Origin of the sequence: Glycomyces sp. NPDC021274 (genome assembly GCF_040641195.1) — a bacterium.
In the GTDB taxonomy this organism is placed as follows: domain Bacteria; phylum Actinomycetota; class Actinomycetes; order Mycobacteriales; family Micromonosporaceae; genus Glycomyces.
This window is the reverse complement of record NZ_JBFADC010000019.1, coordinates 12,560-32,036: the sequence shown is the minus strand read 5'-3', so window position 1 is coordinate 32,036 and position 19,477 is coordinate 12,560. Positions and strand designations below refer to the sequence as shown.

Annotated in this window: 18 protein-coding genes; 12 read left to right on the top strand and 6 right to left on the bottom strand. The window is 70.7% G+C overall.

Annotated elements, in window-relative coordinates:
- Positions 1-35: 35 nt before the first annotated feature.
- On the bottom strand, positions 36-1,097 hold the full coding sequence (locus AB0I03_RS25280; protein WP_360416958.1) for a pectin esterase: 1,062 nt from the start codon (positions 1,095-1,097) through the stop codon (positions 36-38).
- Positions 1,098-1,298: 201 nt separating this feature from the next.
- On the opposite strand from AB0I03_RS25280, the gene AB0I03_RS25275 reads away from it, so the two are divergent.
- The 8 genes from AB0I03_RS25275 (at position 1,299) to AB0I03_RS25240 (ending at position 10,712) form a co-directional block, all read left to right on the top strand.
- Positions 1,299-2,636 carry an extracellular solute-binding protein gene (locus AB0I03_RS25275; RefSeq protein WP_360416956.1) on the top strand — a complete coding sequence of 446 codons (1,338 nt, stop codon included), beginning with the start codon at positions 1,299-1,301 and terminating at the stop codon, positions 2,634-2,636.
- Positions 2,637-2,716: 80 nt separating this feature from the next.
- Entirely contained in the window at positions 2,717-3,616 is a 900-nt protein-coding gene (locus AB0I03_RS25270) for a sugar ABC transporter permease (protein ID WP_360416986.1), read from the top strand.
- Between the two features lie 157 nt (positions 3,617-3,773).
- Entirely contained in the window at positions 3,774-4,544 is a 771-nt protein-coding gene (locus tag AB0I03_RS25265; protein ID WP_360416984.1) for a carbohydrate ABC transporter permease, read from the top strand.
- Between the two features lie 27 nt (positions 4,545-4,571).
- Positions 4,572-6,095, top strand: coding sequence for a family 43 glycosylhydrolase (locus AB0I03_RS25260; RefSeq protein ID WP_360416955.1), 1,524 nt, complete (start codon positions 4,572-4,574; stop codon positions 6,093-6,095).
- Positions 6,088-6,969 carry a PmoA family protein gene (locus AB0I03_RS25255; protein ID WP_360416953.1) on the top strand — a complete coding sequence of 294 codons (882 nt, stop codon included), beginning with the start codon at positions 6,088-6,090 and terminating at the stop codon, positions 6,967-6,969. Before AB0I03_RS25260 ends, AB0I03_RS25255 begins: the two co-directional genes overlap by 8 nt.
- 15 nt (positions 6,970-6,984) lie before the next feature.
- The gene (locus tag AB0I03_RS25250) at positions 6,985-7,875 is read left to right on the top strand and encodes a PmoA family protein (RefSeq protein ID WP_360416951.1); all 891 of its coding nucleotides are present in this window, start codon (positions 6,985-6,987) and stop codon (positions 7,873-7,875) included.
- On the top strand, positions 7,872-9,065 hold the full coding sequence (locus AB0I03_RS25245; protein WP_360416949.1) for an ROK family transcriptional regulator: 1,194 nt from the start codon (positions 7,872-7,874) through the stop codon (positions 9,063-9,065). The genes AB0I03_RS25250 and AB0I03_RS25245 overlap by 4 nt, the downstream gene beginning before the upstream one ends.
- 51 nt (positions 9,066-9,116) lie before the next feature.
- The gene (locus AB0I03_RS25240) at positions 9,117-10,712 is read left to right on the top strand and encodes a long-chain fatty acid--CoA ligase (RefSeq protein ID WP_360416947.1); all 1,596 of its coding nucleotides are present in this window, start codon (positions 9,117-9,119) and stop codon (positions 10,710-10,712) included.
- A gap of 429 nt (positions 10,713-11,141) precedes the next feature.
- Here AB0I03_RS25240 and AB0I03_RS25235 read toward each other — a convergent pair whose 3' ends face one another.
- Positions 11,142-11,753, bottom strand: coding sequence for a TIGR03086 family metal-binding protein (locus AB0I03_RS25235; RefSeq protein ID WP_360416945.1), 612 nt, complete (start codon positions 11,751-11,753; stop codon positions 11,142-11,144).
- Positions 11,754-11,833: 80 nt separating this feature from the next.
- On the opposite strand from AB0I03_RS25235, the gene AB0I03_RS25230 reads away from it, so the two are divergent.
- The 4 genes from AB0I03_RS25230 to AB0I03_RS25215 all read left to right on the top strand — a co-directional run bounded on the left by AB0I03_RS25230 (position 11,834) and on the right by AB0I03_RS25215 (position 14,309).
- On the top strand, positions 11,834-12,322 hold the full coding sequence (locus tag AB0I03_RS25230; protein WP_360416943.1) for a hemerythrin domain-containing protein: 489 nt from the start codon (positions 11,834-11,836) through the stop codon (positions 12,320-12,322).
- 132 nt (positions 12,323-12,454) lie between these two features.
- Entirely contained in the window at positions 12,455-12,808 is a 354-nt protein-coding gene (locus AB0I03_RS25225; RefSeq protein ID WP_360416941.1) for a PadR family transcriptional regulator, read from the top strand.
- On the top strand, positions 12,805-13,629 hold the full coding sequence (locus tag AB0I03_RS25220; protein WP_360416939.1) for an ABC transporter ATP-binding protein: 825 nt from the start codon (positions 12,805-12,807) through the stop codon (positions 13,627-13,629). The genes AB0I03_RS25225 and AB0I03_RS25220 overlap by 4 nt, the downstream gene beginning before the upstream one ends.
- Positions 13,629-14,309, top strand: a complete 681-nt coding sequence (locus tag AB0I03_RS25215; RefSeq protein WP_360416937.1) for a hypothetical protein — start codon at positions 13,629-13,631, stop codon at positions 14,307-14,309. Before AB0I03_RS25220 ends, AB0I03_RS25215 begins: the two co-directional genes overlap by 1 nt.
- 20 nt (positions 14,310-14,329) lie before the next feature.
- Here AB0I03_RS25215 and AB0I03_RS25210 read toward each other — a convergent pair whose 3' ends face one another.
- From AB0I03_RS25210 to AB0I03_RS25195, 4 genes are read right to left on the bottom strand one after another with little or no spacing between them, the layout of a single operon-like run.
- Positions 14,330-15,508: a CHAT domain-containing protein gene (locus tag AB0I03_RS25210; RefSeq protein WP_360416935.1), complete on the bottom strand. Its 1,179-nt coding sequence runs from the start codon at positions 15,506-15,508 to the stop codon at positions 14,330-14,332.
- Complete coding sequence (locus AB0I03_RS25205; protein WP_360416933.1) at positions 15,502-17,121, bottom strand: hypothetical protein; 1,620 nt, start codon at positions 17,119-17,121, stop codon at positions 15,502-15,504. Before AB0I03_RS25205 ends, AB0I03_RS25210 begins: the two co-directional genes overlap by 7 nt.
- Positions 17,118-18,164 carry a hypothetical protein gene (locus AB0I03_RS25200; protein ID WP_360416931.1) on the bottom strand — a complete coding sequence of 349 codons (1,047 nt, stop codon included), beginning with the start codon at positions 18,162-18,164 and terminating at the stop codon, positions 17,118-17,120. The genes AB0I03_RS25205 and AB0I03_RS25200 overlap by 4 nt, the downstream gene beginning before the upstream one ends.
- Positions 18,161-19,441 carry a hypothetical protein gene (locus tag AB0I03_RS25195; RefSeq protein ID WP_360416929.1) on the bottom strand — a complete coding sequence of 427 codons (1,281 nt, stop codon included), beginning with the start codon at positions 19,439-19,441 and terminating at the stop codon, positions 18,161-18,163. Before AB0I03_RS25195 ends, AB0I03_RS25200 begins: the two co-directional genes overlap by 4 nt.
- Positions 19,442-19,477 lie beyond the last annotated feature (36 nt).

Here is a 19,477-nt window from a genome sequence, read left to right as displayed (position 1 = left end):
AACGGCGGTGTCGGTCAAGGAGCACCCCGCGCAGCCTAGGTCCCAATCTCGGGCTGCGGGCCGCTGAATTCGTTCAAGAGCGCCGGCACGGCGGCGGCCGGGTCGGCCTTGTAGTCGTAGAAGTCGTGCGGATCGAACGCGTCGCCCTGCTCGCGGACCACATCGCCCCAGGTGCAGTCCACGGTGATGTTGCCGCGCTGGACCAGCTCACCGTCCACGGTGTAGTACGGGTTGTGCGTGCCCTCGTAGTAGCTGTGCTCGATCACCGCGCTGGTGGCGCCGCGCACGTAGTTGCCGTACGCGGAGGCGTGCTGCAGGTAGTTGTTGTACATGTGCAGGTTCGCGATGTTGTCGGCGCTCGGGTTGCGCTGCACGGTGTTCTTGAACCAGTTGTGGTGGATCGTGATCTGCGAGGTCACGTTGGGCGTCCAGCCGATGCCGAAGGTCTTGTTGTTGTCGAAGAACCGGTTCCAGGAGACGGTGAGGAACGTGGTGTCCTTGCGGCTGTCGAGGAGGCCGTCGTTCATTCGGGTGAGGGTGTTGTGGTCGATCCAGATGTGGTCGGCCGTGTCGAGCTGGATGGCGTCGTAGTCGAACTCCTTGTCGTCGGGGTCGTCCTCGGGCATGAGGGTGTCGCGGATGGTGAGGTTGCGGATGATGACATTGTGGACGCCGGTGCCGAGGAAGAAGCCGCCGCCGACGATCTCGCCCTCGGTGCCGACGCCGATGATCGTCTTGTTCGAGGCGACCCTGAGCTCGGTGCCCTTGGGATTGATGTCGATCGCGTCGGCGACGCGGATGACGTACGGCTCGGCGGCGGTGACGTAGCGGTCGAGCTCTGCCATCGTGTCGACGGTGACGGTCTCGCCGGCGGCGCCGCCCGTGGTGGGGCCGCGTCCCAGTCCCGGGAGGGACGCGAAGCCGTCGGCGGTGTCGGACCAGCCGTGCCCCGGCCGGCTGGGCGGCGCGGCATTGGCGCCCGGGAGGGCGGTGGCGGCGGCGAGGCCGGCGAGCACCAGGCCTGCGGCGGCGGTGGCGGCGACGAGGGCGCGGCGCAGCCTCCGGCGGGGCTGATGCCCTGTCTCTGAAGGATTCATGTGACGCTCCTATCGATGGAGTGCGGGCGTCTGCTCGGCCCAGCCTAAGCACGGTCATCGATCTACGTCAATGGGTTGCCAAAACTTCCATTTAATTTCTTTCATGACTTGACATAACCCGCGGCGCGGTCCTAGCCTGGGTCCCATTCATCGAGTTCGATCGATGGCCCGACCCCTCGTCCGTGTGAAGGGACCGCAAGCGTGACCACTGAACGACCTCCCGGCTCCGGTTCGGAGTTCAACCGCCGCAACCTGTTCAAGCTCTCCGGCCTCGGCCTGGCCGCCGTCCCCGGGCTCGCCGCCTGCGGCCGCGGCTTCGGCGGCGGCGGCGATGACGAGAGCGGTGACGGCGTCACCCTCAACATGGTCTGGTGGGGCGACGCCACCCGCGCCGAGAAGACCCAGGCGGCCCTCGACATCTTCACCGAGGCCAACCCGGACATCACGATCAAGGTCGAGTACCAGGACTCGGGCCCCTACCAGGACAAGCTCGCGACCCGCTTCGCCGCGAACGACGCGCCGGACCTCATGGCGATGCGCATGGACTCCCTGCGCGAGTACGCCGACCGGGGCGCGCTCCTGGACCTCAACGAGCACGCCGACGACATCGACCTGAGCGGCCTCAGCGAGAACGCGGCGAATCTGGCCGAAGTGGACGGCAGCGTCTTCGGCGTCCCCGCCGGGCTCAACGCGGTCGGGTTCGTGATCCGCACGGACTTCGCCGAGCAGTACGGCGTGGCCGTCCCGGACGGGAACACGTGGAGCTGGGACGACCTCGCGACGTTCGCGCAGGCGATCAGCGACGCCTCCGGCCAGGCGGTGTACGGGACCGGCTTCGACGCGCAGACGCTCCAGAACCTCGTGGTCTGGGTGCGCCAGCAGGGCGAGGACCTGTTCACCGAGGACGGGAAGCTCGGCGTGTCCGCGGCCACGATGGAGGCCTGGTTCACGATGATCGACGGGCTGCGCCAGTCCGGCGCGTACCCGCCGGCGGGCTTCTTCGAGGAGATCGGCGGCGGCGCCGACCAGTCGTACATCGCGCAGGGCAAGCTCGCGTCGCAGATCATCCCGACCAACAACTTCCTCAGCTACAACGAGGCATGCGGGGGGAACCTCGCGCTGCTGCGCATCCCGGGCGAGACGCAGGCGGTCCGGCGCGGGCAATCGGTTGACTGCCCGCACCTGTGGTCGGTCGCGTCGGCGTCGAAGCATCCGAAGGAGGCCGTGAAGCTCCTCGACTTCCTCACCAACGACCCCGAGGCCTCGCTCGCGACGGGCACCACCCGCGGCGTTCCGGCGAGTTCGGCCGTGGCCGAGGAGATCAAGGGCTCGCTCGAGCCGGACGACCTCGTCGCGACCGAGTACCTCATCGGCCTGCAGGGGGAGGACCTGCCGCGCTCGTACACGTACCCGCCCGGCGGCAGCGCCATTGCCGACTTCCTCGACGTCATCGCCGTCGAGGTCGAGTTCGGCCGCCAGACGCCCGCCGACGGGGCCGCCCAGTTCATCGCCGAGGCGACGGCGGCGATCGAAGGGTGACCACCACGCCGACCGAGACCGCCGTCATGCCGGGGGCGGTCGCCCCCCCTGCGCCGCAGCGCAAGCCGCTGAGCAAATTTATGGCTCGCAAGCGTCGCCAAGGGGGCAGGGGGGTGCGCAAGGACCGCGCCGGCTACCTGTTCCTGCTGCCCTGGTTCATCGGGATGCTCTTCACCGTGGTCCCGTTCTTCGCGTCGCTCTACCTCGCGTTCACCGACTACAACCTGTTGAACGCTCCGAAGTGGATCGGACTGGAGAACTTCGCGGACATGTTCCGCGACCCCGTGCTGCTCAAGTCGCTGCAGGTCACGTTCATCTACACGTTCGTGTCCGTGCCGCTCTCGCTCGCGGCCGCGCTCGGCGTCGCGATGATCCTCAACCGCGGCATCAGGGGCCTGCCCTGGTACCGGGCCGTGTTCTACCTGCCCTCGCTCCTCGGCGCGAGCGTCGCCGTCGTCCTCTTGTGGCGGTACATCTTCGGGTTCGACGGGATCGTGAACGCGTTCCTCGGCTGGTTCGGGATCGACGCGATCTCCTGGACCTCCGACCCCGACTACGCCCTGACGACCCTGATCATCCTGCACATCTGGACCTTCGGCTCGCCCATGGTCATCTTCCTCGCCGGGCTGCGGCAGATCCCGACCATGTACTACGAGGCCGCCGCCGTCGACGGCGCCTCCAAATGGCGCAGGTTCCGCTCCATCACCCTGCCGCTGCTCAGCCCCATCATCTTCTTCAACCTCATCCAGTCGCTCATCGCCTCGTTCCAGACGTTCACGCAGGGCTTCGTCATGAACAACGGCGGCGGCGGACCGGCGAACTCCACATTGTTCTACAACCTGTACCTCTACCAGCAGGGATTCAACCAGTTCAACATGGGCTACGCCTCGGCGATGGCCTGGACCCTGCTCGTGATCATCGCCGTGTTCACCGCGATCACCTTCTTCACCGCCAAGTACTGGGTCAACTACGACAGCTGAGGTCCCACCCATGTCTCAGACCTTGCAAACCCCGCGGGCCGCCAAGCCCAGCAGCGCCAAGCCCAACGAGGACGCCGACGCGCTCATCGAACGCTTCGGCAGCACCCGCAAGAGCCGCTTCACCCGGCACGTGATCCTCTGCGCCATCGGCCTGGTCATGATGTACCCGCTGCTGTGGCTCGTCTCCAGCTCGCTCAAACCGAACGGCCTCATCTTCGAGGACCTGTCGCTGTGGCCGACCGAATGGAGCCCGTCGAACTACACCGAAGGCTGGAACGCCCTCGAATACGACTTCGGGATCTACTTCTCCAACTCGATCATCATCGTCGTCCTCAGCATCATCGGGAACCTCTTCTCCTGCTCCCTGGCGGCGTACGGGTTCGCGCGGCTCAACTTCACCGGCCGCAAACTCTTCTTCGCGCTCATGCTCGGCACCATGATGCTCCCCGGGCACGTCCTGCTCATCCCGCAGTACATCATGTTCGCGAAAATCGGCTGGCTCAACACGTACTACCCGCTCCTGGTACCGAACTTCCTGGCCACCAACGCGTTCTACATCTTCCTGATGGTGCAGTTCATGCGCTCGCTCCCGCAGGAGCTCGACGACGCCGCCCGCATCGACGGCTGCGGCCCGTTCCGCACCTTCTGGAGCATCATCCTGCCGCTGTGCCGGCCCGCGTTCGCCACCACCGCGATCTTCACGTTCATCTCCGTCTGGAACGAGTTCTTCGGGCCCCTGCTGTACCTCACCGACCCCGAGCTGTACACCGTGCCGCTCGCCCTGCGCCAGTTCATCGACTCCGAAGGCCAATCCCAATGGGGCCAGATGTTCGCGATGTCGGTGCTCTCCCTCGCCCCCATCATCGGCTTCTTCATCGCCGGACAGAAATACCTGGTCAAAGGCATCGCCACCACCGGCCTCAAATAGCGGCCCACACGACGAACGGGAACACCCTTGAGCCATTTCCATTTGCGGCACAGCACTCCCGACAACGGCGACGGCACCTACCGCAACCCGGTCCTGCGAGGCGACTGGTCCGACCCCGACGCGATCCGCGTCGGCGACGACTTCTACCTCACCGCCTCGAGCTTCCACCGCGCGCCGGGCCTGCCGATCCTCCACAGCCGCGACCTCGTGAACTGGACCATCATCGGCCACGCCCTCGACCGGCTCGTGCCCGAAGCCGACTTCCAGACCCCGCAGCGCGGCGGCGGCGTCTGGGCCCCCGCCCTGCGCCACCACGCCGGCCGGTACTGGATCGTCTACCCCGACCCCGACCGGGGACTGTTCTGCACCAGCGCCGAAGACCCGGCAGGGAAGTGGACCACCCCGCACCTCCTCAAAGGCGGCAAGGGACTCATCGACCCCTGTCCCCTATGGACCACCGATGGCACGGCCTACCTCGTGCACGGCTGGGCCAAGAGCCGCGCCGGCATCAACAACCGCCTCACCGTCCACCGCATGAACGACGACGCGACCGCACTCCTCGACGAAGGCACCGTCGTGATCGACGGCGACGACCTGCCCGGCTACCGCACCCTCGAAGGCCCCAAGTTCTACGAACGCGACGGCTGGTACTGGATCTTCGCCCCCGCAGGCGGCGTCACCGACGGCTGGCAGTCCGCCTTCCGCTCCCGCGACCCCCTCGGACCCTACGAGGAACGCATCGTCCTCGAACAGGGCGACACCGACGTCAACGGCCCCCACCAAGGCGCCTGGGTCACCACAAAGGACGAACACGACTGGTTCCTGCACTTCCAGGACAAAGGCCCGTTCGGACGCGTCGTCCACCTCCAGCCCATGCACTGGGACCACGACGGCTGGCCCGTCATCGGCGACAACGGCACCCCCATCACCATGCACCCCAAACCCATCCAAGGCGAACCGTCCACCGCGCCCGCCACCTCCGACGACTTCACCGGAGGCATCGGCCCCCAATGGGCCTGGCAGGCCAACCCCCGACCCCACTGGGCCGCAACCGACAACGGCCTCACACTCACCGGCGTCCCCACCGACGACCCCGACCTGCGCCACCTCCCCAACCTCCTCGGCCAGCGCCTCCCCGACGGCGGCTGCCGCGCCCAGACCACACTCCGCCTCAAAGTCGCAACCGACGCGACCGCAGGCCTCGCCATCGTCGGCGACGACTACGCCTGGATCGGGCTCACCCGCTCCGGCGACACGACCGCACTCACCTGCCGCACTGCCCAAACCGGGAAACCGGAACGAGGCAACGGCCCCGAGCGGCCGGTCGCGACCGGCGCCGACACCGCTGTGAGGGTCGGTGTCGACGTCGATCCGACCGGCCGCTGCCAGTTCCACGCCGCCCTCCCCGACGAACCGACCCAGCCCTTCGGCGAACCCTTCCAAGCCACCCCAGGACGCTGGGTCGGCGCCGCACTCGGCCTCTTCGCCACCGGCCACGGCACCGCCACATTCGACGCCGTACACGTCACCGCAACGGACCCCCATGCATGACCCCCGCACCCTCGCCCAGACCCAACCCCTCATCCTCGGCGGCCGCACCGTCGCCGCATACATCTGGCGACCCCACCTCCCCAACACCCTCTCGCCCCGCCCCTACCTCCACCCCGTACGCACCCTCAACGGCACCCCCGTCACCGAAGCCATGCCACCCGACCACCTCCACCACCTCGGCGCCAGCCTCGCCATACCCGACGCCGGCGGCGCCAACTTCTGGGGCGGCCGCACCTACGTCCGCGACCAAGGCTCAATCCCCCTCCCCAACCACGGCATCCAACGCCACCACCGCTGGGAGACCCGCACCGACACCGTCCTCGCCCACGAACTCCACTGGATCGGCCCCGACCGCACCGCACTCCTGCGCGAACGCCGCCGCATCGCCGCCCGACCCCTCGACCACCGCGCCTGGGCCCTCGACTTCCGCTACACCCTCCACAACCTCACCACCGAACCACTCCACATCTCCAGCCCCGGCGCCAAAGGCCGCACCGGAGCCGGATACGGCGGCTTCTTCTGGCGCGCCCCCCGCGGCCACGGCGACACCACCGTCCACGGCCCCGGCACCACCGGCGCCGACCACCTCAACGGCACCACCACCCCCTGGCTCGCCCTCCGCAACAACGGCCCCACCCCCTGGACCCTCATCCTCATCAACCAAGCGCCCCAACACGACCCATGGTTCGTCCGCGGCGACGACTACCTCGGCGCCGGACCCGCACTCGCCTGGACCAAGCCCCTGACGGCCGCCCCAGGCGACGGCCCCCAGCGTCGTATCATCACGGTAGTCGCGGACGGCGACCTCAGCCCCCGAGCAATCGAAGGCCTGGTCGAAGCCATCGCGGCAAGCCCCGCACCCCGCGAGGCCTAAGTGATTGGAGCCGCAATGGAGCACTCCGGCACTGCCCGCGCACTCGACGCCGACCAACCCCTCCGACTCCAAGTCGACGGCCGCGACGTCGCCGACTACGTCTGGCACTCCGACCTCCCCGCCTCCACCGCACCCCGCCCCTACCTCCACCCCGTCCGCACCCTCACCGGCACCACCGTCACCGACGCCAGACCCCACTCCCACACCCACCAGCTCGGCATCAGCATCGCCGCCCCCGACATCGGCGGCCGCAACTTCTGGGGCGGCCGCACCTTCGTCGCCGGACACGGCCCCGCCTGGCTCGACAATCACGGCGCGCAACACCACCAGCGCTGGCTGCGCCACACCGAATCCGAGCTCGCGCACACCCTCCACTGGGTCGACGGGCAGGGCGCGGCCCTGCTGAGCGAACGGCGCGCGATCGCCTGCGTGCCTTTGACCTCCGACGCCTGGACCCTCGCCGTGCAGACCCGGCTCACCAACGCCACCGACCGGCCGCTGCCCATCCGCAGCCCGGCCTCGCTCGGGCGCGTCGGCGCCGGTTACGGCGGGTTCTTCTGGCGCGGCCCCGCCGTCAACGGGCAGGTGCGAGTGCAGAGCCCGGCCGGGACCGGCGTGCGCGCCGTCCACGGCACCACCGCCCCGTGGCTCACCGTCTCGGGCACCAGCGGCGGCGCAGCATGGACGATGCTGTTCGTGCCCGCCGACGCGACCACCGCCCAGGACCGCTGGTTCGTGCGCGCCCGCGACTACCTCGGCGTCGGCTCATCGCTCACATGGGACCGTCCACTGGTCCTGGAGCCCGGCGAGCACCTCGAACGGCATATCCTCGCTGTCGTGGCAGACGGCAACCTCAGCGAAGACGCGGCCGCCGCGCTCGCCGAAGCAGCGCGGCCCCCGGCATGAACGCCGTCCGCTCCAACGACCCCGCCCGGCAGGAACGCCTGCGCGCGTTGAACCTCGAACTCGTGTTCCGGCACGTCCTCGCCGCCGAGGCCCCGCTCTCGCGCACCGAGCTCGCCGCCGCCACCGGCCTGACCCGGCCCACGATCACCCGCATCGTCGACGAGCTCATCGCCGGACGCCTCGTCACCGAGACCGGCGCGACCCCGGACGGGCGGGCCGGCCGGCCCCGCATGGGGCTCACCGTCTCCCGCAGCGGCCCCGCCGGGCTCGGGCTCGACATCCGCACCGACGGCCTCGCCGCGTGCGTGGTCGACCTCGGCGGCTCGGTGCGCCACCTCGCGTTCGCCCCCTGCGACGACACCGAAGCCCCGGCCTTGCTCGAACGCTTGGGCCGCATGGCGACCGAAGCCGCCGAAGCCGCCGCCGCGGAAGGCCTCACCGTCATCACCGCCACCCTCGCCGTCCCCGGCTCCACCGACGCTGGGCTCGTCCGCACCGCACCCTCCCTCGGCTGGCGCGACGTCGACGCGGGAGCGCTCCTCGCCCAGCACCTCCGCCACCTCGACGTCCACACCAATGTGGACAACGAGGCGAACCTCGCCGCCCGCGGCGAACTCCACCGCACCACCCCCGACCACTTCCTGTACGTCTCAGGCGGACTCGACATCGGCGCCGGCATCATCCTCGACCGCCGCCTCATGCGCGGTTCCCACGGCTGGGGCGGCGAACTCGGCCACCTCACCGTGGACCCCGACGGCAAACCATGCCGCTGCGGCTCACGCGGCTGCCTCCAGACCTACGCCAGCCTCGCCGCGATCCTCGACGGCCAAACCCCGCCCGACGGCCTCACCGCCGACGCCGCCCTCCTCACCTGGGCCGACGCCGGCCGCCCCGAAACCATCGCCGCCCTCGACACCGCCGCCACCGCCCTGGGCATCGCGATCGCCAACGTCCTCAACCTCCTCGACCTCGACACCGTCCTCCTCGGCGGCAGCTTCGCGCTCCTCTCCTCCTGGCTCATCACCGGCGTCGAAACCGAGATCAACCAGCGCGTCCTCTCCGCCCGCTGGGCCCCGATCACCGTCCGCCCCGCGACACTCGGCCCGGACGCGGCCGCGATCGGCGCCGCCATGGCCGTCGTCGACCGCATCCGCCGCGACCCGACCGCATGGCTCGCCTCGGGACGATGACACGTCCCTGCCGGGCAGGGCAGGATGATGAGCGAACGAAGGAGACGTGCAATGACGCACCAGCCCGACGCACCGTACGACGAGGCCATCGACGGCCCCGGCCAGGGAACCCTCTCGATCGCCGCCATCCTCGCCGAATCCGCCCGCCGCCGCCCCGACGCCCCGGCCCTGCACTTCATGGACCAGACCATCTCGTACGGGGCCCTGTGGGACCAGACCCGCGCCTACGCCGGCGCCCTCGCCGCCCGCGGCATCGGACCGGGGTCCCGGGTGGCGATGATCGTGCCGAACGTGCCGGACTTCCCGCGCGTCTACTACGCGGCCCTCGCCCTCGGCGCGGTCGTGGTCCCGGTGCACCTGCTGTTCAAAGCCGAGGAGATCCGGTTCGTCCTGGAAGACGCCGACACCGACCTGCTCGTAGCCGCCGCCCCGCTCCTCAGCGAAGCCGCCCCCGCGGCCGCGCTCGCGGACGTCCCGCTCCTCACGGTCCTCGCCCCCGAGGGCTTCGCTCTTGGCGCCGAACCCGTTGCACGCCTCGAAGACGAGGCCGCCGCAGCGGAACCGATCGAACGCTACGCCTCGGTCCACCCGCTCGCCGCCGCCACGATCCTGTACACCTCGGGCACTACTGGCACTCCGAAAGGCGCGGTCGGCTCGCACCTCGCGGTGGTCGAGCAGGTCCACACCTGCCTCCTCGACACCTTCGAGTACCGGCCCGACGACGTGCTCTACGGCGGGCTGCCGTTCTTCCACACCTTCGGCCAGACCGTGGTGCTGAACGCCGGCTTCCGCCGGGGCGCCGCGATCATCCTGCTGCCGAAGTTCGATCCCGACGAGGCCCTGGCGCTCCTGGTGCGACACCGGGCCACGGTGTTCGCGGGCGTGCCTACGAACTACGCCGCGATGGTCGCGGCCGCGAGCCGCACCGCCGACCGACCGCCGCTGCGCTACGCGATCTCAGGCGGCGCGGCGCTGCCGACGGCCCTGCTCGAAGCATTCGAAACCGCATACGGCGCCCAAGTCCACGAAGGCTACGGCCTGACGGAGACCTCGCCGGTGTGCAGCTTCAACCTCGTGTCCGAACCGATCCGGCCCGGCACGGTCGGCAAGTCGATCTGGGGCGTCGACGTGGCGGTCGCCGACCCGGAGGTCGAGGACCGCATCGACCTGCTGCCGGCTGATTCCCTGGGCGAGATCGTGGTGCGCGGCCACAACCTCATGAAGGGCTACCTCGGCCGCCCCGACGCCACGGCCGCGGCCGTCGTCGACGGGTGGTTCCGCACCGGCGATCTGGGCACTGTGGACGAAGATGGTGTGATCCACATCGTTGACCGCAAGAAGGACATGATCATCCGCAACGGCTACAACGTCTACCCGACCGAGGTCGAGGCGGTGCTCTCACGCCACCCGGCCGTGGCGCTCGCGGCGGTCTTCGGTGTGCCGCATCCGGAGCACGGCCAGGAGGTGCACGCCGCGATCGTCCCGGCCTCAGGCGCTGATGCTGACCCGGCCGACCTCGTCGCGTACATGAAGGCGAAGATCGCCGCCTACAAGTACCCCCGGGTGATCCATGTGCTCGAGGCGCTGCCGCTCGGTCCGAGTGGCAAGGTCCTCAAGCGGGAGCTGCAGCAGCTCTACGGCGGATAGGTCTGCGGAGCAGCAAGAACTGGCGGGCGGCCGGGCTGGTGTGTCCGGCCGCCCGCTGGTGTTCCTCCGCGGTGGAGGTGTGGCCCGTGCGGGGACCGCGCGCGGGCGGCTTCCCGCGCGCGGTCTCGGTATGGTGGCGTTCGCGAATCCCCTCTATCGCCGCCATCCCGCAAGGCCAGATGGCTTTTTTGTACCAACCTTGGCACGCTTCGTGATTGGTCGGCAACCGAAAGTTTCTGCCTGTGGATAACTTTCCGCGCGGGAGAATCCATGCTCGACACGGCCTTGTGGAGGATGGTGGCAAAAGTGGCGTTGCTGCTGTTCTGGCGCATGGATCAACACTGTCACGGGTTGCTCTCGGGTGGCAACAGCTAGTTTCCGGCCTGTGGATAACTTGTGGAGTGGCAGCAGGAGCGCGGACCTGAGCTGCTATTGCTGTTGCGAGGGTTTCCATTCGGGGTCGCGGCCGAGGATGGCGAGGAGGCGGTCAAGGTCGGCGCGGCCCGTATCGAGGGCGACGGCCGGGGCGAACGGCGCGTACGGGCCGTTGCGGGTCGGGCCGTCGAGCGGCACTGCTTCGGCGAGCGGGAGGACCGCCTCCAGGAGGTCGGAGTCGAAGTCGGGCGCGAGACCGATCGACACGGCCACGTCCCAGCCGTGCACGACATAGTCGATGTAATGGAACCCCAGGGCCTGCTTGCCGGGGACCAGAACGGACTGGTCGGCCCCGACGAGGATCGGCCAGTCGCGCTCGACCGCGCCCACCGAGGCGAACGCGGCGACCACCTCGGCGGCCGAAGCCGCGAAGGCCTCGCCCGGCTCGGCCGACACGGGCTGGTCGGCCCAGACGGCCGGGTCGAACGTTTCGCCCCGAGCAGCGGAGGCGAAGCCGTGGTTCTGCCCGATCATGTGAGCGAGCAGCTGCGACAGATCCCAACCGGCGCAAGGGGTCTCCAAGTGCAAGTGGTCGCTGCGGACTTGATCGACGATCGCGGTGGCGATGAGCATCGTCCGGCGGTGAAGGGAGAGCAGGTCGGTCATGATCCGGATCATAGGCGGCCTGCGCCCGGGCTCGCGCAGGTAATATCGCCTGCGGCGCTTTCGCCCCCGGGCGGCGCGCCGTGATCGAAGGAGACACCTCAATCAGTTCCGACACCGACCGACTGGTCGCGTTCAGCACCCAGCTTCGCAATGTCCACCAGCGCCTGCGCCAGGCGCTCGACCTCGCCCGCCGCTCCATCGACGGGGAATTCGAAGAGGAGGGCGGGCAGGACCTCCTCCTGTTCTGCCGCGGCTTCTGCTCGGCCCTGAGCGGCCATCACCGCAGCGAGGACGGCGGGCTCTTCCCGCAGGTCGTCGCTGAGCATCCCGACCTCAAGCCCGTGATCGGCAAGCTCATGACCGACCACAACATGCTCGAGCACCTCATCGGCCAGCTCACCGCCGCAATGGACTCGGACGCGGACCCCGATGAGCTGCACCGCCATCTGGACGGCATCGGTGCGGTCATGGAGACCCACTTCAGGTACGAGGAGAGCCAACTGCTCGTCGTCCTCGACGCGCTGGCCCTCGACGGGGAGCCGACGCGGCTGCTCGGCGATCTCGCCTGAGCCACGCCATGGGTCGGCCGATCCGCTTGCGGGTCGACCGGCCTTTCCGTTCGGGTCCTGGACGGGACGTCCGCGACGCGAATCTCAGTACCCAGTCTTCCTATCTACTGGTAGTCAGTTATCCTACCTAGCATGTTGGATGCTACGAGGCAGCAATGGCTGCACGGATTTCTCGACTTCTGCCTGCTGTGCCTGTTGGGCGAGCGCCGCGACTACGGGCTCGGGCTCGCGCAGCGGCTCGCCGAGTCCGGTTTCGGTGAGATCCCTGGCGGGACGCTGTACCCGTCGCTGCTGCGACTTGAGAAGCAGGGCCTGGTCCAAGCGGACTGGGTGTCCTCGACCGTGGGCCCGCGTCGCAAGTACTACCGGCTGACCGCCGAGGGCCGGGCCGCCGCGGAGGAGCGGGTCGCCGTCTGGAGGGAGTTCCGGCAGGCCATGGACCGCGTCGCCGACCGCGCCGACCTGGCCGAGGTGGAGACCGCATGACCGGCGACGAATGGCACGACTCCTTCACCCGCATACTTCTCGAGCAAGGCGTCGATCCCCATGAGGCGCAGCGACTCTCGGAGGACAGCCGCGCCGAGGCGATCGCGGCGAGGCGCCACCCTGCGCAGCTGTTCGGCCCCGCGGCGGCGTACGCGGTCGCGGTGGCCCGCGCCGCCCGGCCCGCGCCTCTGCTCGCGCCGCTCGCCAGGGCCAAGGGCCCGGTCGTGCTGCGCCTGACCAATGTGACGAAGCGCTTCCGCCGCCGCGAAGTCCTGCGCGGCGTCGACCTGACGCTCCACGCGGGCGAGGTGGCGGCCGTGACCGGCGCGAACGGCGCCGGCAAGTCCACGCTGCTCGACATCTGCGCCGGGACCCTCAAAGCCACCAGCGGCGTCGTCGAGCGCGCCGCCCGCATCGGCTACGCCCCGCAGCAGCACGGCGTCGCCCCCTACCTCACCGCCGACGAGCATTTCCGCCTGTTCGGCGCGGTGCACCGCATGGGCGCCCGCAAGGCCGTCGCGACCGGCGCGCACCTCGCCGCCGGGCTCGGCTGGCGGCCCCGGGCCGGCGTCGTCGCCTCCCAGCTGTCCGGCGGCACCCAGCAGAAGCTCAACGTCGTCCTGGGCGAGCTCAGCCGCCCGGACCTGATCCTGCTCGACGAGCCCTACCAGGGATTCGACCAGGACTCCTATCTGGACCTGTGGGCCCAGGTGTACGCATGGCGCGACGCGGGCGCCGGCGTCCTCGTCGTCACGCACCTGCTCCACGACCTCGACAAGGTCGACCACCTGCTCGAACTCCAAGGCGCGGAGGACCGCTGATGCTGCTCGCGATCGCAGGGACCAGCCTGCGCGAACTCACGCGCCGCCGCTCGGCGCTCCTCCTCGTCATCGCCCTGCCGCTGGCGTTCTACGCCGCCAGGAGCGACGAACCGGGCCAGGCGGTGCGCTTCCTGGCCCTCGGCGTCGGCTGGGCGGTGGCGACGCTCGCCCTGTTCTCCCACGTCGGATCCCGACACCTCGACCGCCGGCTCGCCGTCGTCGGCGCGTCGCCCACGGCGCTGCTCCTCGGCAGGCAGCTCGCCCTCCTCGGCACCGGCTTCACGATCGCCGGCGCCTACCTCGTCCTCGTCGCGGTTGCCCAGGACGTCGAGCGGCTCTGGGCGGTCGCGCTGCTCCTGGGGACCACAGTGCTCGTCGCCGCTCCCCTGGGCGCGGTCGTGAGCCTCGCGCTCCCGCGCGAACTGGAGGGCGCGCTGGCACTGCTGGCCGTCATGGCGACCCAGATGCTCGCCGATCCTGAAGGGACACTCGCGAAGGTCCTGCCGCTGTGGTCGACCCGCGAGCTGACCACCTACGCGGTCGACGCGACGAGCGATGAGTTCCTGCGGCGGGGCCTGCTGCACTTCGCCGTGGCGTTCGCGCTCTGCGCCTGCGGCGCTTGGGCGGCGGCGGTCGTCAGGCTGCGGCCGAACACGCCGCCCGAGCCCGCTCCCGCGTGACCGCGAGTCCGGCGCAGCCGTCAGCCATGGGCGGTGCCGAAGGCGGCCCAGATGATCGGGGAGTTTTCGAGGCGGCCGTGGGTCTCCCATTGGGCGGCGTGGTGTCGCTGCCACGCGCTGAGGGCGGCGACGGGGTCGGGGGACTGGTGGGCCCGGTTCACTGCGAGGACGACTTCGGGGATGGCCGTGGTCTCGGGGGTGGCTCGGGGGGCGAAGCGGCGGAGGCCGGCGTCCGTGGGAAGGGTCCAGCGGGTCGCGGTCACGTACTCCGCTCCCGCGTGAATCGCGGCGGCGACAAGCCCGACCGGTTCGGCGAAGCGGGCTTCGCCGCCGCTTTCGCACGCGATCAAAGCGACCCGGTTCGGCATGCTCCAGCGGCCCGGTGCGTCGGGGCGGTGGCCCAGCACGATGTCCGCGGCGGTGAGGGGGCGGTGGCCCGCGACGACCGCCGCTCGGCCGGTCGTGCCCGGGCCGCAGCTCAAGTGGAGACGGGCGTCCAGGCCGTGCGCGGAGGTCGTGACGTGCCCGACGTAGAGGAACCGGGAAGCGTCGGCGAGCTCGGGTTCGAGGGTGTCGCGAGTCTGGTCCGACCTGCGGAAGGCGGTCTTGTCGAGGCCGAGTCGTTCGGCGAGTGCCGGGCCTTCGGGGCCGAGGACTGAGCCGAGAGCCGCCGCCGCGCCGGGGACCTTCGGGTCGAGCACGGCGGCGACACGGCCGTCCGGGTTCCACGGGCTGATGCGGCGTTCGGGGGCGTTGCGCACGGTCGCCGGTGGCAGGACCGACATGTCGGCGTTGGTCACGAAACGCTCGCCCTCGTCGACTCGCAATGCCTCCCAAGGGACTTGGGCCGTCGCGTGCGAGGGCTGGATGCGCACGTGCGCGCGGATGCCCTGCTCGAGGTAGGCGTTCAGCTCCATCGCCAACTGGTGCGGAATAAGCGCCCGCGCGAGGGACCACGCGAGTTCGAACTCCCGCTCCCGGTCGGTGAGCGGGCCGTTGAGAGACCGTTCGAGGGCCTGCTCGACGGTCTCGCCGGGGAGCGGGGTCGGGAGCGCGGCGGCGAGTTCGTCCAGGACCGGCCGGACGGTCTCGCCGGGGACCACGATGTTCTGGATCGCGCCGAGCTCGTGCTCCCACCGCCACGTGTAGAACAGGTGGTCGGTGTCGATGACCTTGAGTTGGACCGTGGGCGTTACCATGCGTCGATCACCAGGTCGGAGCGGATCGCGAAGCCGTACCACTGCTCGGCTGCGGCGATCCACGGCTCCAGGGCGGAGGGCCGGTTCGGGTTGACGCGCATCCGGGGCGGCAGGGCGAACTGCGGGGCGGGGAAGTCCGCTGAGACGCCGGTGACGAATGCCGACGCGGCGAAGGAGAGCTCTTCGGTTGCAGCGCTGAACATCGAGGGCTCGAGCGCGTCGATGTCGGGGGTGAACGCGGCGGCCGGAGCGTGCGCGTACAGGGACATCGTGCCGCTCATGTGCTCGAGGAGTTCGGAGATCAGCGCCCCGTCCTGCAGGGCCATCGCCATGTGCAGCGCGTGCGCCATCGCGGGGATCGCCACGGTGGCGGCCCACTGCTCCCTAGCCGGGCCGGGCGCGTACGTGTGGCGGATCGCGTCGGTGGCGAGCGCGGAGGGCAGGGAGAGGTAGAGCGACATGTGCACCAGGTGCGCTTGCTCGGCGGGGTCGGTCGCGCGCTCGGCCATGTCGGAGATGGCGATCGCGCGGCGCATGTCGAGCCGCGCGAGGTGGTAGCGCGCGCCGGTCTCCTCGTAGAGCGCGCGCGCCTCGAGGTACGTGTTCTCGGCGTCGTAGAGGTCGGACTGGGCCGCGAGCATGTCGCCTTGGAGGGCGAGGGCTTCGGCGAGCATCACTACGTGGCCCGCGGCGCGAAATGTCGCGATCGCTTGCGGGAGCAGCGATTGGGCGAGGTCGGCGTCGTCGTTCTGGAACGCGGCGTGCGCGCGGCTGAGGCGGATCTCCGCGGCGCGCAGCGGCTGCTCGCCGTCGAGGAACGCCTGCTCGGCGGTGGCGAGGAGCCGGGCGGCGGTGTCGTTGTCGCCGAGGCGGGAGGCGACGCGGCCCTGGTTGGCGACGGCCAGCGCGGCGGCGGCGGTGTCGCCGGCGGCGGTGTGGATCTGCTCGGCCAGTCGCAGGTAGGTCATGGCGGTGTCGTGCTCGTTGTGGGCCTGTGCGATGAGGGCGAGGTTGGAGTAGGGGTGGGCGGCGAGGCGGGGGTCGCGGGCGGTGGCGAGTGCGAGGGTGCGCCGGGCGGCGGCCTCGGCCTCTTCGAGGCGTTCGAGGCGGATGAGCTGCACGGTGCGAGTGTTGTGGAGCATGTACTCGACGAGCTGGTCGTCGCTGCTGTCGTCCGCGTTCGCGGTGAGTTCCAGGGCGGTGTCGAGGTCGAGGAGGGCGTCGTCGTAGCGGCCGAGGAGCTGGTGGGTCTGGGCGCGTTGGATGAGGATCGAGGTGCGGGTCGCGACGGTCCCGTACCGGTTGCCGGCCTCGCGTTCGGCGTTGCCGCAGGCGGTGAGGGCCGCTTCGGCGAGGCGCAGTGACTCGGTGGTGTCGCCGCGCAGTTCGGCGGCGGTGGCGAGGTTCGCGAGTGCCCTTGCGCGGCTGTCGTATCCGGCGGCGTCAAGATCGTCGACGAGGGTCATCCGGTAGGCGGCTTCGAGTTCGGCGACCGCTTCGGCGACGCGGCCCGCCGCGAGGAGGCGGGCGCCGGCGTTGTTGTGTTCGCGCATCGCGGCCCAGCGCGGGCCTGAGCTTTCTTTGCCGTACAGGCCGATCACGTCGTCGGTCATGCGGCGCGCTCGGCGAGGCTGGCGTCGGGGTCGGTGAGGCGTTCGCGGGCGTATTCGATGATCGCGGCCCGGTGGGGTGCTGCCGCCGGTTCGGCCGGTTCGCCGACGAAGTCGGGGGAGTGGACCCAGAGGACGCGTTGGGCGGCGGGGAGCATGAGGAACGCTTGCGGCGCTTCGGCTTCGCCGGTGAAGTTCCCGGAGGCGGGGTCGAGCCGCAGCGGGACGTCGACCGTGCCGATCGCGGCGTCCAGGCGGAGGTCGCGGGCTTCGGGGGCGGCCGGGACGCTGACATGGACGACCAGGCCGCCTTCGCGCTGCGTCAGGGTCCAGGTGGCTCCGGCGGCGGCGTCGACCAGGCCTTGGGGGACCCGTTCCCAGGCGACGGGTGCGCCGCCGCTGGCGAGCGCGAAGTCGACGGCGGGGCCGCCGGTCGCGGCGAGCGCCCAGTCCTCGCGCCGGAGCCCGGCGGGTTCGCGGCGCAGTTCGATGCCGTAGTCCTCGGAGAGGGCTTGGAGTGCGGCGGTGAGTTCGGCGGCGCCGAGGGCCGGGTCGAGGTCTTCCGTTGCGGCCAGGTTCGCATCGGCGAGGGCGCGTTCGACGGCTTCGTCGTCGTCGAGGAGGTGTTCGACGGCGGCGGTGCGCCAGGCGGCTTCGGCCCGCAGGAGGCCGGTGTCGAGGGCGGGGACGGCGGCGGCGTGCGAGGACGGCCACCACGCTTCGGCCCAGCGGAGGTGGGCGAGGCGGCGGGCGGCGTCGAGGACGGGCGATGCCCATTCGGTGGCGATGTGGCTGTCGCCGTTGAGGATCGCGCCCGCGGCGTCGGGTCCGTAGAGTTCCCAGAGCCAGTCGGCGGCGAGGTCGGGGTCGTGGATCTCGGCGGCGGGGTGGGCGGTGCGGTCGAGGACGTCCCAGTAGAGGAGTGCGCCGCGAGCTTCGAGGAGGGCCGTGCGCTCGGGGTGCGGGCGGACGACGCCGGGCGGGTCGGTCCGCCAGGTGCCGACGATGATGACCGCGCGGACGCGGCCGACCCGGTACTCGGTCATGACCGGCCCCCGTCCCGTTCGAGGAGGCGCCTGAGCCGGTCGCGCTGGTCGAGGAGGACTGAGCGGAAGACGCCGTCGAGCAGGTCCCAGACCTCGTCGGCCGCGGTGGTCTCGCCGCGCAGTTCGCGGCCGTGCAGGCGCGCCCAGAGGCGCCGCAGGTAGGGCTCCTGGACGTGGAGGATCTCGTGCTTCAGGTCTTCGGGGACGTTCGCCGATTCGGGGTCGGGCTGCCGGTGGACGGCGTGGACGTACGCCTCTCGGGCGTAGCGGGCCTGCAAGCGGCCGTTGGCGTCCGACCGGGGCGTGCCGCCGCCGGCCCAGTAGTCGATGCCGTTGCTGGCGTCGCGTCCGAGGGCCATGGCGACGCGGCTGGGTTCCTCGGCGAGCTGCCAGGCGGCGGCGGAGCGGTGGATCTCGCCGACGACCATCGACGGGATGTCGGCCATGGACTCGCGCTGGAACACGGCGGTGAACGCGGCGAACAGGCGCTCCATGATGGACCGGTCGAACGGCGGCGGCAGCTGCCGTTTGGAGGCGCGCTCGCCCAGCGCCGGGGGTGCGGGGTGTTCCCGGGCGGTGAGCCCGTAGTCCCGGGCGACGCGCGGCCGGTCGAGGTCGGCGGCCTCGGCGGTGCCGGTCCCGTTGGCGGCCAGGGCTTTCCAGGCGCGCTCGTCGGGCTTGGCCGCGCAGGTGTCGAGGAACGCGGTGAGGTCGTCCTGCGGCGCCGGCTGCGGCGCGGGCCGGTCCGCCCAGGCGTGCTGGAGGAGCCCGGCGAGGCGGACGACCTGGTCGGGGTCGGTCATGAAGCGGCGCAGGCGGTCCACGGTGACCTCGCCGCGTTCGGCCCGCACGTCGGCGACCGTGGCGGCCGCGACTGCTTCGGCGTCCGGTACGCCGCGCGGGTCGCCGTGCTCGTGCGCGAGTTCGTAGCAGCGCTGGAAGTAGAGGTCCTGCGGGTTGCCCTCGGTGACGCCCGCGCGCCGCCGGGCCTTCTTGAGCAGCTGGAACCAGGCCGCGGTCGCGGCCAGGACCGGGCCCGCCTCGAGGAGCGTGCTCCGCAGCTCGTCGACGTGCTCGACGCCGACCATGCCGCCCGCGAACCGCGGATTCAGGTTGGGGCGCAGCACGAGCGGGTCGAGGAGGAGCTTCACGGTGCGCGCGAGCGGGCGGCCCGACGGGTTGCTCAGGGGTGCGACGCCGTCGCCGAGCTGGGCCCAGGCGTCAGCGATGAGCATGCCCCGGGGCACGGCCGCCCCGGCCGCGATGCTCTGCACCATGACGCGAAGTGTAGTCGGGTCCGGCCCCCCGCGGGC

Bases quoted from the DNA above. Each gene is read 5' to 3' on its own strand.
- AB0I03_RS25280 (WP_360416958.1), bottom strand. From the start codon at position 1,097: ATGAATCCTTCAGAGACAGGGCATCAGCCCCGCCGGAGGCTGCGCCGC.
- AB0I03_RS25270 (WP_360416986.1), top strand. From the start codon at position 2,717: ATGGCTCGCAAGCGTCGCCAAGGGGGCAGGGGGGTGCGCAAGGACCGC.
- AB0I03_RS25265 (WP_360416984.1), top strand. From the start codon at position 3,774: ATGATGTACCCGCTGCTGTGGCTCGTCTCCAGCTCGCTCAAACCGAAC.
- AB0I03_RS25255 (WP_360416953.1), top strand. From the start codon at position 6,088: ATGCATGACCCCCGCACCCTCGCCCAGACCCAACCCCTCATCCTCGGC.
- AB0I03_RS25250 (WP_360416951.1), top strand. From the start codon at position 6,985: ATGGAGCACTCCGGCACTGCCCGCGCACTCGACGCCGACCAACCCCTC.
- AB0I03_RS25245 (WP_360416949.1), top strand. From the start codon at position 7,872: ATGAACGCCGTCCGCTCCAACGACCCCGCCCGGCAGGAACGCCTGCGC.
- AB0I03_RS25240 (WP_360416947.1), top strand. From the start codon at position 9,117: ATGACGCACCAGCCCGACGCACCGTACGACGAGGCCATCGACGGCCCC.
- AB0I03_RS25235 (WP_360416945.1), bottom strand. From the start codon at position 11,753: ATGACCGACCTGCTCTCCCTTCACCGCCGGACGATGCTCATCGCCACC.
- AB0I03_RS25225 (WP_360416941.1), top strand. From the start codon at position 12,455: ATGTTGGATGCTACGAGGCAGCAATGGCTGCACGGATTTCTCGACTTC.
- AB0I03_RS25220 (WP_360416939.1), top strand. From the start codon at position 12,805: ATGACCGGCGACGAATGGCACGACTCCTTCACCCGCATACTTCTCGAG.
- AB0I03_RS25215 (WP_360416937.1), top strand. From the start codon at position 13,629: ATGCTGCTCGCGATCGCAGGGACCAGCCTGCGCGAACTCACGCGCCGC.
- AB0I03_RS25210 (WP_360416935.1), bottom strand. From the start codon at position 15,508: ATGGTAACGCCCACGGTCCAACTCAAGGTCATCGACACCGACCACCTG.
- AB0I03_RS25205 (WP_360416933.1), bottom strand. From the start codon at position 17,121: ATGACCGACGACGTGATCGGCCTGTACGGCAAAGAAAGCTCAGGCCCG.
- AB0I03_RS25200 (WP_360416931.1), bottom strand. From the start codon at position 18,164: ATGACCGAGTACCGGGTCGGCCGCGTCCGCGCGGTCATCATCGTCGGC.
- AB0I03_RS25195 (WP_360416929.1), bottom strand. From the start codon at position 19,441: ATGGTGCAGAGCATCGCGGCCGGGGCGGCCGTGCCCCGGGGCATGCTC.